Raw genomic sequence first — 14943 nt, forward strand, 5'->3', positions numbered from 1 at the left:
AGCATCGTGCTGGAATCAGCGTGTCCAAGATCAGGGGTCAAGCCCCACCCGAGCGACCCGCTTATGATTCACCCGCCCGGCGGCGGGGACGCCGTCGTTGAGGTCGGCAGTGATCCTCGGTGCCCCGTAGGCGCGGTCACCACCCTGCGCGGGGTCCTGCAGCACCCGGATCCGTGCCGCCAACCGGGCGTCGTCCGCGGCTCGCGCGGCCCGTCCCGGGGCTGCGGCCAGCCACGCGTAGAACGAGGACCGGGCGATCTCGATGACCTCACACAACCGCTTCACGCCGTAGGCGTCCTTGTGGTCCTCGACGAACTGGAAGCGGTTCACCAGTTCGTCTCCGCAGCGAAATACTTCGCCGCCTGACGGAGGATGTCCCGCTCCGTCTCGAGCTTGACCTGCTCCGCTCTCGAGACCGCTAACTCGGCTTCCAACCGGATGATCCTCGCCGCCTGCGACTCCGACCGCACCGACACCGGCGGCGACACCGAACCGGCCGCAGCGGTCCCGGATCCGAGCTTGTCGACCCATTCCTTCAACGCACCACGGGAGATCCCCAAATCGGCCGCGATCGCTTTCAGCGTCGCGCCCGGCGTGGACTCGTACAAATCCACCGCACGCTGCCGGAACTCGTCCGTGTAGTTCTTCCTTGCCATCCCTCAGATTCTCGCTTCCCCAGCATCGTGCTGGAATCAGCGTGTCCAAGATCAGGGGTCAAGCCCCGAGGCAGGAATGCGCGGCCCAGGATTTGAATCGAAGCGGAAGCTCAACGGATCGAAGAATCTCTGTCCGCGATCCCATCCACTGCCGACCGTGTCGGCCCCCGCTGCAACGGCGGGCAGCCCCATATAGTCCGCGTGGGCGATAATCACCCGCGAGCGAAGGGAGAGCGAGTGCACCGTCCGCACGAAACCGAGGTGCGCTTCGGAGTTGCCGAAATCGGGCACACCGTCGGTCACAACGAGGTTCGTGAGGGTAAGCACCCACGCAGGCGCGCGCAGTCCGGCAAGTGTGCCGACGAACGCATCAAGCTCTGGCCCTGAGGCCCAAAAGCTGTGTGTGCCTGCGAGCGACTGCCACGCCCCAGCATCCAAACCGCGAGCCAGGCTCGCGGTCTCCAGAACATGATTCGCTTCAGGTGATGTCGGCGAGGTGAGCGCGAGGGTCGGCGTCAGCAGCGGAACGCCCAGCGAACCCTGGTATCGAAAGACGCGTTCAACGTGCTCGAGTCTCATCGCGGGAGTGGCCAATCCACGCCCGGAGTTCCCCCAAAGCTCCCATTCGTCGTAAAAGTCAGTCTTGTTCGTCGTTGGCAGCTGCCTCGCATGCGTCATCACATCGAACAGCACCTCTCCGCCAACGCTCCGCACATCATCAGCGACCTCGCGCGCGTTCGGGTGTCGCGGCTGCGAGATGCGAGGAGTTGAGAACGGTGTGAGCACGGCACCCGCAGCGAATCCCTGATCTACGGCGGACACCGTCCACGACCGGTGACCGATTCGACGACCATCGTGGATCAGTACACCAGCCATCAGTTGCCTCCCCGAGTCGCGCGAATCTCTGTGAGCAGTTCTTCCCCATCGAGAAAACGCCTTGCCGCCTGGCGGTCCAAGCAGCGGTCAACGAGTCGGACGAGTGCATCCGAGATATCCGGTCGGAGAGTTCGCACCGACGGAGCCTGATCGTGCGCAAGGCGCCGGAAGTAGTCGGGGTCGTCGTAGGCGTACGGCACCGGCAGCTCAGCCGTCAGCGCACAGAACAGCAGAACCCCAATTGAAAAGACATCGCTTGCCGGGATGGCGCGACCACCCGGCACATGTTCGGGAGACATCCACCCGAGGCTTCCCGGTTGCATGTAGCCGGTAATCGCAGCCCGTGCGAGGTGCCGTGCAAGGCCCGGATCCATGACGACGTATCGGCCGTTGGGGAGCCGTCGAATGTTGCGCGGCGACAGGTCCCGATGAACTACCTCTTGCTCGTGACACGCTGCGAGTGCGGTCGCGAGATCTTCCGCCAGCATCCACACCGCGTCCTCATCCCACTTGGATGCGAGATGGTTCTCAAGGTCATCGCCTTCGAGCAGTTCCTCTACCCAGCAGACCGCATCCGGAGCGTCCCCGATTTCGACAGCGTCGGTCAACACTTTGACGACGGCATCGGATTCGACGGCAGCGAGCAGTTCAACCTCACGGTGAGCTCGCTCGAGCGCCATGACACCGGGGCTTGACCCCTGATCTTGGACACGCTGATTCCAGCACGATGCTGGGGAAGCGAGAATCTGAGGGATGGCAAGGAAGAACTACACGGACGAGTTCCGGCAGCGTGCGGTGGATTTGTACGAGTCCACGCCGGGCGCGACGCTGAAAGCGATCGCGGCCGATTTGGGGATCTCCCGTGGTGCGTTGAAGGAATGGGTCGACAAGCTCGGATCCGGGACCGCTGCGGCCGGTTCGGTGTCGCCGCCGGTGTCGGTGCGGTCGGAGTCGCAGGCGGCGAGGATCATCCGGTTGGAAGCCGAGTTAGCGGTCTCGAGAGCGGAGCAGGTCAAGCTCGAGACGGAGCGGGACATCCTCCGTCAGGCGGCGAAGTATTTCGCTGCGGAGACGAACTGGTGAACCGCTTCCAGTTCGTCGAGGACCACAAGGACGCCTACGGCGTGAAGCGGTTGTGTGAGGTCATCGAGATCGCCCGGTCCTCGTTCTACGCGTGGCTGGCCGCAGCCCCGGGACGGGCCGCGCGAGCCGCGGACGACGCCCGGTTGGCGGCACGGATCCGGGTGCTGCAGGACCCCGCGCAGGGTGGTGACCGCGCCTACGGGGCACCGAGGATCACTGCCGACCTCAACGACGGCGTCCCCGCCGCCGGGCGGGTGAATCATAAGCGGGTCGCTCGGGTGATGCGGGAACACGCGCTCGCGGGGATCCGACTGCGCCGCCGGGTGAAGACCACGATCCCGGACCAGTCCGGACGGAAGTTCCCCGACCTGGTCGGGCGGGACTTCAGCACCGGGGAGCCGAACCGCAGGTATGTCGGCGATATCACCTACCTCCCCATCGCGGACGGCAGCAACCTGTATCTGGCGACCTGCATCGACCTCGGGTCGCGCAAGCTCGCCGGCTGGCAGGTCGCCGACCACATGCGCACCGAACTCGTCGAAGGCGCTCTCCGCGGCGCGCACCGCGACCGCGGATCGCTGGCCGGCGCAGTGTTCCACAGCGACCACGGCTCGGTCTACGCGTCGAAAGCCTACGCAGCACTCTGCGAGCAGCTCAAGGTGACCCAGTCCATGGGCGCGGTGGGCACGAGCGCCGACAACTCGCTGGCCGAGAGCTTCAACGCCGCGCTCAAACGCGAGCTCCTCCAAGGCGCGTCGGCGTTCCCCGATCAAGCCACCGCCTACCGGGCCGTGTTCCGGTGGACGAACCGATACAACACGCGCCGACGCCACTCCGCGATCGGCCAGATCACCCCGAACAGCTACGAGAACACCTACGCGGCCGCGAGATCAGCTACCCTCACGGAAGCGGCATAACCGAAATGACACCGTGTCCACGATCCGGGGTCAAGGCCCACCGTTCGGTCCCGGAGGGATCAACACGATCTTCACGATCGCGGGGTGTCCACCGAAGTCGGCAGTAGCGACGATCTTCTGCCCTCCGGATCCGATCGGTTGCACCCTGCTCAAGCCAAGCGCACTCTCTACGGCCGCCATCAACTCAGTCAGACCCACGTGTCACTCAGACCCTTCGCTTCGCCAGTCAAACCTGTCGTTCTCACACATCTGTCGTATCCGACATGTGCACGACACCGCTCCTGAGAATCCGTCAACTCACTCGAGAACCTTCACTAATGTCGGTTCCCGTTCGAGATGGCGGAGGATGCCGGGATTCCACGGCTTCTGGCAGTGGAATCGATCTCGAGATTCCACCCGAGATGGCAGATTCCTACGCCAGCCATGCGGGGATGGCCGTCCACCGACGCGACAGCGTCTTGAAGGACCGTCAATTGTTGCGGATGTAGGTCACAGCGAACTTCTGCCCGATGATCCGATCCTGCTCTGGCCGGCTCCCGCAGGTGTGCGCAGCCTAGAAGTCGATGCCCTTGCCGAGGATGATCGTCCAGCGCGGCGTCGTGATCCAACGATCATGATTCGTCTCGGCGAAGTCGACGGTGAGGTGGACACCGCGTTCCGCAGCGGCCTCCTTGACCGTCATCAAGGCCGTGGCCTGACCGATCTCCCACTCGAGACCATTCGACGGCCGCCCTGTCACGAGGCGGACGTGAACCTCGGTGCCGTCGGGACGGGCGAGGCTCTCGAGCAGCTCGCCGAGCATGCGGATCTGACGGAACGACTTCACGTGCGGGTCGACGATCGTGATCTGGTCCTCGTCCTGAAGGTGCTCGCCGAGGACGCCTCGGTAAGTGACGTGCGTCTCTCCCGCCTCGAACCACCGCGTGCCCTCGAAGAGCGCGGCCTGCTGTTCGGGTGCCGGCAGATCCGAAGACTCGACGGCACGGGCGGTGCGAACGAACCTGACGAGAGCCGGCAGTAGCGCGATGCCGATCGTGAGAGGCACGGCCGAAAACCGTGCGCCAGCGGATCGACGTGGGAGCAATGTCGAGGACTGAAGAAGGATGGCCATGGTGTTCTCCTACTGTTGAGGCCCGTCCTGGGCGATGTCTCAAGACAACACGGCGCACGTCGCCAGATCGGGGCGCGATCCGGTCTGAACCCGGGCAGTCTTCGGGCCACCCGGTCGATACCTGGGCATGCGGTGCCGGCTGGCAGACTGGAGCGGTCGGCGACGAAGCCGACGTGCGAGTGGGAGGAACTGATTGGACGTCGACGCGCTCATCCACGACATTCGCGAGGTTCGGCTTCGCGGCATGCCGAAGATCGTCACCACTTCCCTAGACAAGGTTCCGAGCCTGCGGGCCGCTCTCGCCCTCTATAGACCAGATCTCGATGACGCCAACCGCCGGAACTACCTGAAGGAGCTCCTGGAGGACGCCCTGGCACTCGGCGAGGCGCACTGGGCGCAGGGCATCCGAATCGCCCTGAACATGGATGACAGGCGTGACACGTCGAAGGAGCGTCGCGAACGATTCGCCAACCACCACAACAGCTACGCGGAGACGGTCCGGAAGAATGGTCTTGAGGAGAACGCCTTCCGCGAGCTCGCGAAAGCGATCATCGCAGTGGTGCAGCCCGATCCGCGCGGCGACAACGTTGCGGTGCAGCCGCTCGACGAAGCATCCACTGGACGGGAAGAATCCCCGGCAGACCGGATCATCACGTCAAGCGCTCGGGCCTACTTCGCGGTCGACTCGTTTGAGCAAGATCTGCGACAGGCGATCGATCGGTATCTGCTGAACGATCTGAGTGAGTTCGAAGTGTTCGGCCCCGCGCTCGATGATCTGGCCGCGCGTAGAACCCGCGATGATACGGGGGGGTATCGCAGCCTGACCGCTTACCTGACGCTGCAGGAGGCATACGACTATCTGCTCGACCTGCCGGCGACCTTGCCAGACGAGGTCGCCCGCGAGCTTCAACGCGAGCGTCCGGCGCGGGACCGGTTCTTGCCGATTCGCAACCGCGTCATGCGAGGCCGCCCACTTCAGTTCGATGATCTCGAGATCGTGGAGCAGTTCACACGGCGGTTCACATCCAGCGCCTTTGCGCAGACCGAGGCCGCACTCCGCCAGCTGTCCTCTGATGCCGGCTGGCAGCCCCGGCCCAGAATGGGCTCGGGACAGGTCGAGCGGATCCTTCACAACCTCCCCTCTGCAGACTTCGACGAAACCGGCCTGCTCGGGCGCGAGCAGCAGCTGGATGACATCGTTCACAAGATCAAGACGAGCCGCTCCGGAATGGTGACGCTGATCGGCGAAGGTGGCATCGGCAAGAGCGCGTTGGCGCTCGAGGCCTGCTACCGCCTCGTCGACGACCCCGATTCTCCGTTCGAGATCATCCTCTGGACGTCGCTCAAGACTGAGCAGCTCACGGCTTCCGGAGTCTCCGATCTCGTCGGCGCAGTCCGGGACATGGATGGCGTCGCTCAGGCGATCGGCGAGGCGATCGATCCCACGTTCCTCGGCAGCGCGAACGAGTTAGCGAGACTCCTCGGCGGCCGCCCTGCACTGCTGGTCATCGACAATCTCGAGACAGCCCAGGGACAGGAGCCGCGCAACCTCGTCGGTGCTCTCCCGCGTTCCGTGTCCTATCTGTTCACGAGCAGGGTGGGTGTCGGACTCGGCTCTATCGATGACGAACGAGTCGGCCCGCTCGACGCAGACAGCGCAGTGCTGTTGTTCCGGCGCTTCGCCAGCACCCGCCCACGGTCGGCACGGCTGGATCCGAGCGACGAAGGACTCCGTGAAATCGTCGCTCGCCTTCGCTACTCGCCGCTGGCCATCCGCTGGTATATCCTCAGTGTCGAATCCGGCGCTGCACCCGATTTCACGCTTCAGCACCAAGAGGATCTGCTTCGATTCTGCGTCGGAAATGTCGTCGAGACGTTGCCGGAAGCGGAGAAGCGCCTACTCGCGGTCATCCGGGGGCTCGATCGTCCGGTGTCGTTCGAAGAGCTCGAGATCCTCACCGAGACGGATTTCGATTCGCTGCGCCGCAGCGTCCAGAATCTGCGACAGGGATCACTGCTCGCGCAGGTTCAGTCATCTGATGTCGACGAGGTGTGGCACATCGTGCTGTCCTCCACCGCGAGAGCTTTCCTGCCGGCGGATACAGCCAGCGCGTGGGTCGACGATGCGCTGCAGCGGGAGGCTGCCTATCGGGCCGAGCGTCAGTTGGCCCGTATCGAGGGTCGCGAGCGATTCTTCGACACGGATCACGTGCGGGAGCGCTCAGAGCGAGACGCCCCCGTGGTCCATCTACTGCGACGCGCGCTGCGCGAACAGAAGTCTGGCCTTCGGGCCGATGCGGCCGCCACCATTGCCCGTGCCCGTTCTCTGTCACCGGACTACTTTGAGGTCGACCGAATTGAGGCGTACTTCGCGAGCATCCATAGGCAGGCGGCAAGAGCCACGCGGCACTTCGAAGCAGCACTCACGAACTGCGCGACTGAAGAGGAGCGAGCCTGGGTGGGGTACTTCTACTCGGTTCATCTTGGACGCGCTGATCGTGACCTTCCCCAGGCAATCCATTGGGCGGAAGTCGCGCATACGTTCTTCAAGCGCTACGAGTCAGCAACGCAACTGGGCACGTATTACACCTGGGACCATCGCTTTCAGGACGCTCTGAACCTGATCGAATGGGCTCGTACGCAGGATCTATCGCCGAAGTTCCGGAGGATCGCCGCAACCTCGCTTGTCGAGTGCTACCGGCAGTGGAGCGAAGCCGATCTGAAAGCCGGGCGTGCGAGGGATGCTCTCGAGCACGCAATTGCGGCGGTGCGGTCAGGCGTGGTCGACCATGTCGCCGACCCCACCGACAGCAAACTCATGCGCTCTGTTGCGGAGGCTGCGGTTGCGACCATTGAGGCCGCCGTCGCGGCGAAGGAACTAAGTGCAGAGGAGCGACACCAGGTGGCAGACGTACTCAAGCCCGTGCTGGAGGATCCCTACCTTCCGCAGTCGGAGTCGTGGACCTACGTCGACCGCGCTTTGTCAACGTTGTCGGCAGAAGACCGAGCCTGCATCGCTCCATCCCATGCACCCAAGGAAGCCGCCCCGCGCGCGGCCGCCCTTAGAGGCACCGTCGTCACGCTGAATGAAAAGTTCGGGTTTGCGTCTCACCCCGACTTCCCAAATAACATCTTCTTCCACTCAAGCTTCCTACGCCCCCCTCTGAGACTCGGTGATCTGAAGGTCGGGTCCATGATCGAATTCGACCACTCTTTACGCGACGACGGACGAGATCAGGCAGTCGACGTGACGCTCGTGCACGCGGGTGCCGAGTAACGTGAAGCCTCGTCTCTGACCGGAACCCGACCAGGCTCGCCGGGAATCAACCGGGTTCGTCCCGGAACGCGCCCTGGATGCCGGGAGCCCGTCGAGTTCACTTGAGTTGTCGGGCGAATCGATCGCCCGAGACAGTCAAGAGATGGGGATTCACTATGTCGAGCACCGGAAAGATCGCAGTTGCACTCACTTGCGCGGGATTGGGGTTGGGGGCAATTGCAGTGGCCGAGTCGCCCGCTGCGCGGGCGGCCGTTGGCCAGTTTGCTGCGCAGATCGGCGCCCGCGACGTTCTACTCGACTCCGCGAAAGTAATTGTGGAGCGAGCCGCTTCGATGCTCTTCGACCGGCGCGCTGCGGTTGCTACCTCGCGTTCAGGAGTGTGACCTGCTTGACGCGGGCCACACGGCTCGGCCTCGTGCCCGATCTTCATGGACACGGCGACCGGAGATCCGAGATTCTTGGCTCACTGAGCCAGGAGCTGGTTGTCGACTCTCACAGCTTCTCCTCAAAGCTAGTCACCGATGCCCGGCTCTGCCCGCATCGTCCGTCGCGATATCGTGGGTTGCCGTCCAGTCTTAGCCGAGGAGATCATGACACGACCCCCACGGCGCGAAACCACCCACTTCGCTCGGGAGCAGTTGGTTGCGATCCTGGCAAACCCTCGGTTCGAGCCAAGCGGCCGGTCGGAGAAGCGGGTAGCGCTGGCGCGCGACGTTCTTGGATTCAAGAGTGCGCGAATCGCGAACCTGTTCGCGTGGCCCAGCGCTAGCTCGCGCGACATCGCGCTGCTCGGCAAGGTGCCCGAGGGCTGGCAGGACGCTCGACGCGAGCTGACGGAGGCCGTGTACGAGGCCGACGCGGTGCTCGTCGGTTTCGGGCTCATCCCATCTTCCCGCGAATCGGGTCCGCAGCTACGGGCGCAGCTTCGGTGGCTGCATGAAGAGCTGCGCAGGAGTGGGCATGTGGCTGTGTGGCAGGTCGGCGATCGGCCGCGGCACCCATCCCGTTGGCATCAGTACGTCAGCGACGCCCACGGGCGCACAGCCGGTGGGACGTTTGAGGAGCGGTTGCATCAAGTGCTCCGTGCCGTGCCGCTCGACGACTGTGATTGGGCTTGAGGTCTGTTCGGTCCGTCGAAGGGATCGAGCAGCGCCAGGTGGTGCGGCTCAGCGTCGGAAGCAAGTGGTAACTATGCTGAGGTAACGAGCCACGGAAGGGGGCCGGGATGAGTTCGGCCGCCGAGGCTCCCGCGACTTCTACGACGTCCGCTCGTGAGCGTCTCGCGGCGCTCATCAGGGCGCGCGAATCAGAAAGCCCAGGCTACTGGGATTTCACCGACTCTCCGCGGCGCGGCGGGAGCCACGCGTTTTTCCAGTACCCAGCGATGATGGTCCCGGAACTTCAAGGGGCCCTCCTCGACGATCTCCTGGCCGCGGATCCCACCGTGCGTCACGTCTACGATCCCTTCATGGGCTCCGGAACGGTGCTGCTCGAGTCGATATACCGAGGCCTTGATTTCCACGGTGTCGATATCAACCCGATGGCTGCACTGCTGAGCACCGTCAAGTCCAGCCCGCCGCACGAAGAGGACGCCAAGTCATCGGTGACCACCGTGGTCTCGCGTGCGCGCACTACGGTGGCGGACAACTACTCGTTCCCGAACGTGGACAAGTGGTTTCAACCGGAAGTTCGCAAGGAACTCTCCCAGTTGCGAGTCGCGATCCAGAGTGTCTCAGATCGGGAGCTTCGACGCTTCCTCTGGGTGTGTATGGCGGAAACCATCCGACTGGTGTCGAATTCGCGAACTTCCACGGTGAAGCTCCACGCCTACTCGCCGGAAGTTCTCGCCACCCGCAAGCCGCAGGCGATCACCATGTTCCAGACAATCGGCTTGGCGAACGCGAAGCGTGCCGGGGACCACTGGGAACGAGTTCGAGCCAGAGACACCGACGGGGCGATCGCTAACCCAACGGTCGAGATCCAGCGTTCGTCGATCTTGAACGACATCATCGGTCCCGCCTCGACGGACGCGATCATGTCATCGCCGCCTTACGGCGACAACGACACAACCGTGACCTACGGACAGCACAGCTACCTTCCACTCCGCTGGATCCCTTCAGAGGATCTCGTGGGCGCGTTCGACCCGGAGCTACTCTCTTCGACGGCCCGGATCGACACGCTAAGTCTCGGTGGTTCCTTGGTCGGTGCGCTCAGCAGTCGCGACAGCATCAAGGGAAAGTCGGCGTCGCTTGCGGAGTTCCTGACACACATCGAGCACCGGCCAGACCTGTTGAAGAAGGTGCTGTCGTTCTCGAAGGATTACGAAGTCGCACTCCGGCGGGCGACGCGTCCGCTCAAGGTCGGAGGATTCAGCTTCTGGACACTGGGGGAGCGACGTGTGGGCGGGCACGCGGTACCGCTTGTCCGCATCACCGAAGAGTTCTTGGCACTACATGGGCACGAGACCGTGCTTGTCATCGACCGGGTCCTGCCGCAGAAGCGCAAGCGCATGGCAGCAATGAATCAGAGTGGCAAGACCATGAGCGCGGAGCACATCCTGATCTCGATCCGGACCCGCTAAGTCCCGGAAGAGACCTATGGCCTAACGAAGCTGGCGTCGAAGGCGGGCCGGCCGCGGTAATGGGTTGCGACGTCCGAGACGCGAAGCGCAATCTCCGTCCGTATGCGAGCACTGCGCCGAACCCCATAGCGGATGTGCATGTTCGCGGTGTCGATCTCCACTGTGGCGCCAGTCTTGTGATCTGTGACGCCGTCGCTGAGTTGTGCTGCAAGCGCCTTCAGGATCTCATTTCGCCGGGTGACACCCGTGACGTCGTCGGAGATCTCTTTGAATTTGTCGATCGTCTTCGACGCTCGTCCCTGAAGGACTTCGAGCCGCCTCAGCCAGCTGTGCGCCATCGGGCGTGTCTCGTTGTAACTCAGCGAGAGGAGGCTTTCGCCGTTGCTATTGAAGACGGTGGCGTCGAGGATAGCGATAGCCACGACGATGTCTGTGCCAGCCCGGAGGTCGACTGCCCAAGACCGGTCCGAGTCAGGCTCCAGAAACCCAAGCTCATGCTTGGTGGGCGTGCCTCCCGTTCCGGCAGCGAGTCGGGTGAGGGCTGAGAGCGTCACTGATCTGAGCTCCGGCGCCCGCTTACCCTCGCCGCGCACAGATAGGTCGCAAGATTGGCCGAGCAAGATGTAGTACCTGGGCTGCGCGCTTCCCTTGAGGGGTTTGAACTCGAAGATGTCACCGACCTCGATCGGCAGGCCGAGCTGGTTCACGCGGTCGATCGGTTCGAAGACGTCCTCGCGCAGCAGGGCCCTGATCTCGGCCTGATCACGCTCTGCGTTCTGAAAGGCGCCGATCGATGTGCCCTGCAGGGCGGCAAGGGGCTGCGAGGCGAAGGCATGGTCACGGAGCCGTTCGACGATTGTTCTGGAGTGGACCTTCTGCGCCAGCCGCACGGCCTGGTCAAGTTCGAAAGTGCCTTCATGCTGCGCAGCGGCGAAAGCCTCAACGATCGCGTAGTCGCTGAGATCAGTGAACTTCTTCCTCGCTGTGTCGGCTGCCTCCTGAAGTGCGTCGAGGGTGAGCTTGCGGTAGGCGTCCAGTTCCTGAACCAGAAGGAGCGCCCGAAGCCCGGCGGGAAGGAGTGACACGGCGCGAGCACGAAACTTGCCGATCGCGGCGATCTTGTGCGCGTGTGCCGTGTATCTGCCGCGCAGTTGATCTGTAAGCGTCCGCTCGGCCTGTTCGTCAGCGGCATGACGAGTTAACAGACCGGCCCAAACGTTGTCTCGGCCGTCATCGAGGAGTTCGGCAAGGAGCGCCTCTCCGAGGTCATCTGCTCCTTCCCGTTCGCGGGTGAAGGTTCGGTCGATGAGCACCAGATAGCGGCGTCCGTCCGCCAGACGATCGCGCCAGCCCGCTGTCCATTCATTGAGTGACATCGGCAGATAATCGACGCTCCCGTCGAACAGCTGTTGCAGAACAAGGTGAGCCTGGAGATCATCAGCAATCTGCCCCTGCTCGACCGCATCGGTGTCATCTTGCGCGGCGGTCCTGGTGAGCGCGAGTAACTGTTCCTGCACCTCAGTAGGGAACCCGCCCCACTGCTGGTTCACGAAGTCCGCGACCGCGTTCGGATCTTCTTCGTCGATCTGTGTAAACCCTCGAACCCCGGTAGTGCCCAGCAGGTCCGCTGCCGCTGTTAGCAGGGCGGGAACACCGGCCATTGCCTCGGTGACTTCCTGAGCGCTACCAGTTCCACCGATGAAATGGGCGTCGTCGACCGAGATCACCGCCTCGATGCCAAGTGCGCCGAGAACCATGCCGATGCGTTCCTTCGCGGTCGCGAGGTCGTCCGGCGCCGAATCCGTTGGCAAGGTGGCGGACAACTCGGCGAGTACGTCGTCGGTCATTCCGCGCTCCCCGCTGGGTTGGCATCTCCTTCGAGCAAGCCCCGTAGGTCCACTTCGAACGTGTCGGGCCGCCCGCCCTTGTTTCGGTGCTCGCCCAGTGCGATCGAGCCTCCTTCGGAGTCGAGAAGCTGGGAAACTACGAACAGTCCCAGACCGCGCCCCTCAGTCATAGGTTTCATGGTGATGAACGGTTCGAAGAGTGTGTCCTCGACAGACGGTTGAACGCCTGGTCCGTTGTCGCTGACGATCACGCGCGGTGAATCAATGGTGACCGTGATCTCGCCCGTCTCGATGTGCTTCTGGAGCAGGTGCCTCGTCACCCAGTACTCACTGTTTCGGATCAGGTTGTCGATTACCTGCATGAACTTGCCCTCGTTCACACGGATTCTGAAGTCCTGCACAGTCTCCATGGCGAGATTGATTCGCGCGGCTTTCAGCCGCGGACCGTGGAACTCAGCAGCACTGAGGATCAGTTCGCTCACAAGGTGGGTCGACCGCGTTTCTCGCCGGAATCGAAGTGCGGGGTTGAGGCGAGCAACCTGCCTGGTGAGTTCCGCAGAAGATGCGCGGACATGCTCGACGTAGGCGACAGTTCGAGTGTCGATCGGTTGCTGCTTTCGCAAGTAGTCCAGGATCTGGTGGCTCCTTCCACGGAGCCTGTCTGAGATCTGATCGACCTCGTGCGCGAGGATCTCAGCGCTAAGCCCCAGTGCCACCGACTCCCATGCGTTGGAGATTCGCTCTTCGGCGAGGGTGAGCTTCTCCTCCAACAGAGCGGCGGCGCCCCGAAGATCGTCGAGCACTCCGAGGATGGAGTCAACTTCGCCGAGCGCGCTGACAAGTTGGGACTGAGCGTCGCTGATCTGGGAGGCCGCCTTGTCGACCGCCTCCCTGAGCTTCGGATCCGTCCACATCGACAGTGCCGAGTCCTGTGCCGACGTGCTCAGATCCTCGACAATGCGATCCAAGGAGTTGAGAGTGCGCCGCGCACTCTGCGCACGTGATCGCGACTTCAGGGCTTCCGAGGCGCGAGCCACGATGTGTCCACCGATGTCACTCGGAGTCGCGGTATCACTGAGCTCAGAGGGCGTCGTGTGTTCACGCGCGTAGATAGTCCAGTTTCGACGGACGAGTTCCTGGGTCTCGCGGGCGAACTTGACTACCTGGATCATGAGTTGGAAGAAACCGCGCCAAGCGGGTGTGTCGCGAAAAGCCTCACGGCTGGAGGTCTCCTCGAGGGCCGCGTTGTCCCGCGCAGAGAGGTTGACGAAGCCGGCCGTGTTGAGTGGCCGGAGTCCATAGAACGACGTTGCAGTGGTCTGTTGAGCCGACAGACCAAGCCAGTCGTCGTCCAGGCGGATCCCGAACCCGTCCCGGAACACCCGGATACCGGCGACGCTCCGGGCAAAGTCGCGCAACTCACTGGCGCTGTCCAGCGCGGAGTCTTCCGCCCTCCCGTAGGTGAAGGAGCTTAGCTCCCCGCTGAAGGGCCCTGGATCGCCCGCGTTGAACCTTGGATCCACCGCGTCATCGAAGGCCAACTTCCGTTGAAATCGCAGGAAGTACTTGTCGTCGCCCAGTTCCGCACCCACAGCTTTCGCGCGCGATGCGTGCTCTGATAGCAGCCATTCGGCGAACGCGTGTCCGTTGTCCGGTGAAATCAACTGCTGGAAGGTCGCGCTCTGGACTGCCGATTGGCCACGGAGCGCGCTGACCTGGGTCTTCGCGCCGATCTCGAGAATGCCGTCCCTGAAGCTGAACTGCAGGATGTTGGGCGCAGCGTCGAGCAGCCGACGCGCTTCACGTCGCATGTCCACCTCGGCGCCGTTGATCTTGATGAACACCCGAAGCCCGGCAGCGTTCTCATACGGGGAGAGTATGGACACGAGCTGCTTCTGAAGGTCGAGCTCCCCAGTTCCCTCCCAATAGCCGCGGTTCTTCAGCCCGAGCACGGAGACTGTGCTGCCCGTCCTGGCCCCGAGGGCGGGCTCTGAGGAAACAGCGAGCAGGACCGAGGAAAGGTTCTCCGCGTCAAAGAAGGACGCCCAGTCGATCATGAGTTCATGACGCGCTTGGCCGCCTGGTTCAGCCGCCACAGTAGTAAGCCCAACGAGGTGCCCCAACCGCTGGACACCGAGTCGCCCGAGACCCTTGTCCCCCAGTGGTGTGCGGTCGCGCGCCGTTGTGAGACCCTTCGACTTAAAGACGCGCTTCTCACTGTTCGACACAGTAAGCCAGCCCCGCTTGATCGCATCGAGGCTCATCCCGTGTCCATCGTCTTGCACCGTGAGTCTGCCCCTGACAGCACCCGCGGGGGATGCCATGTCTGTCTCAAGCTGCTCGCCACTCACGCGGTCGTACCAGTGCTCGGTATCGATCTCGACGCGAACCGTCTGTGCGTCGGCGTCATAGGAGTTCTTGATCAGCTCGACAAGCGCCTGGGCATCGTCGGTGATCAGGTCTTCGCCCAGCTTGAAGAGCACGGACGGATGCACCTCGAAGTGCAACTCGGCGATATCGCGGTGACCGGTGCTTTGAAGATCAGACAACGGGTGCTCCTCTCGATCGACGCGTGGTGAATTGGCCTGAAGCTTC

General features: G+C 63.2%; 9 protein-coding genes and 1 pseudogene. 4 read left to right on the top strand and 6 right to left on the bottom strand.

What is annotated here, in order from left to right; all coding sequences use genetic code 11:
* Positions 1-45 precede the first annotated feature (45 nt).
* From JOE53_RS14880 to JOE53_RS13940, 3 genes and pseudogenes are all read right to left on the bottom strand, one after another.
* A pseudogene (locus tag JOE53_RS14880) lies at positions 46-656 on the bottom strand (transposase); the annotation flags it as partial.
* A 51-nt stretch (positions 657-707) separates the two neighbouring features.
* Complete coding sequence (locus JOE53_RS13935; RefSeq protein ID WP_204948068.1) at positions 708-1532, bottom strand: hypothetical protein; 825 nt, start codon at positions 1530-1532, stop codon at positions 708-710.
* The gene (locus JOE53_RS13940) at positions 1532-2212 is read right to left on the bottom strand and encodes a serine/threonine protein kinase (protein WP_204948069.1); all 681 of its coding nucleotides are present in this window, start codon (positions 2210-2212) and stop codon (positions 1532-1534) included. The genes JOE53_RS13935 and JOE53_RS13940 overlap by 1 nt, the downstream gene beginning before the upstream one ends.
* A 73-nt stretch (positions 2213-2285) precedes the next feature.
* Between JOE53_RS13940 and JOE53_RS13945 the strand changes: the two genes are divergently transcribed.
* Positions 2286-3532 (top strand): IS3 family transposase gene (locus JOE53_RS13945; RefSeq protein ID WP_204946851.1). Its coding sequence is split into 2 segments (ribosomal slippage): positions 2286-2598 and positions 2598-3532, totalling 1248 coding nucleotides; the frame shifts between segments, so codons are not numbered across the junction.
* Positions 3533-4085: 553 nt separating this feature from the next.
* Here the strand turns inward: JOE53_RS13945 and JOE53_RS13950 are convergent.
* Positions 4086-4643 (bottom strand): MIT C-terminal domain-containing protein, encoded by a 558-nt coding sequence (locus JOE53_RS13950; RefSeq protein WP_204948070.1) that lies wholly within the window; start codon positions 4641-4643, stop codon positions 4086-4088.
* Positions 4644-4836: 193 nt separating this feature from the next.
* Here JOE53_RS13950 and JOE53_RS13955 point away from each other — a divergent pair, with 193 nt between their 5' ends.
* The 3 genes from JOE53_RS13955 (at position 4837) to JOE53_RS13965 (ending at position 10501) form a co-directional block, all read left to right on the top strand.
* The gene (locus tag JOE53_RS13955; RefSeq protein WP_204948071.1) at positions 4837-7920 is read left to right on the top strand and encodes an AAA family ATPase; all 3084 of its coding nucleotides are present in this window, start codon (positions 4837-4839) and stop codon (positions 7918-7920) included.
* Between the two features lie 521 nt (positions 7921-8441).
* Positions 8442-9038, top strand: coding sequence for a DUF1643 domain-containing protein (locus tag JOE53_RS13960; protein ID WP_204948072.1), 597 nt, complete (start codon positions 8442-8444; stop codon positions 9036-9038).
* 107 nt (positions 9039-9145) lie between these two features.
* A complete protein-coding gene (locus JOE53_RS13965; RefSeq protein WP_204948073.1) occupies positions 9146-10501 on the top strand; it encodes a hypothetical protein in 1356 nt (451 codons plus the stop codon).
* 14 nt (positions 10502-10515) lie between these two features.
* Here JOE53_RS13965 and JOE53_RS13970 read toward each other — a convergent pair whose 3' ends face one another.
* Positions 10516-12348, bottom strand: a complete 1833-nt coding sequence (locus tag JOE53_RS13970; RefSeq protein WP_204948074.1) for a hypothetical protein — start codon at positions 12346-12348, stop codon at positions 10516-10518.
* On the bottom strand, positions 12345-14897 hold the full coding sequence (locus JOE53_RS13975; protein ID WP_204948075.1) for a sensor histidine kinase: 2553 nt from the start codon (positions 14895-14897) through the stop codon (positions 12345-12347). Before JOE53_RS13975 ends, JOE53_RS13970 begins: the two co-directional genes overlap by 4 nt.
* Positions 14898-14943 lie beyond the last annotated feature (46 nt).

The sequence above is a fragment of the Microbacterium laevaniformans genome (assembly GCF_016907555.1).
GTDB classification, from domain to species: Bacteria; Actinomycetota; Actinomycetes; order Actinomycetales; family Microbacteriaceae; genus Microbacterium; species Microbacterium laevaniformans.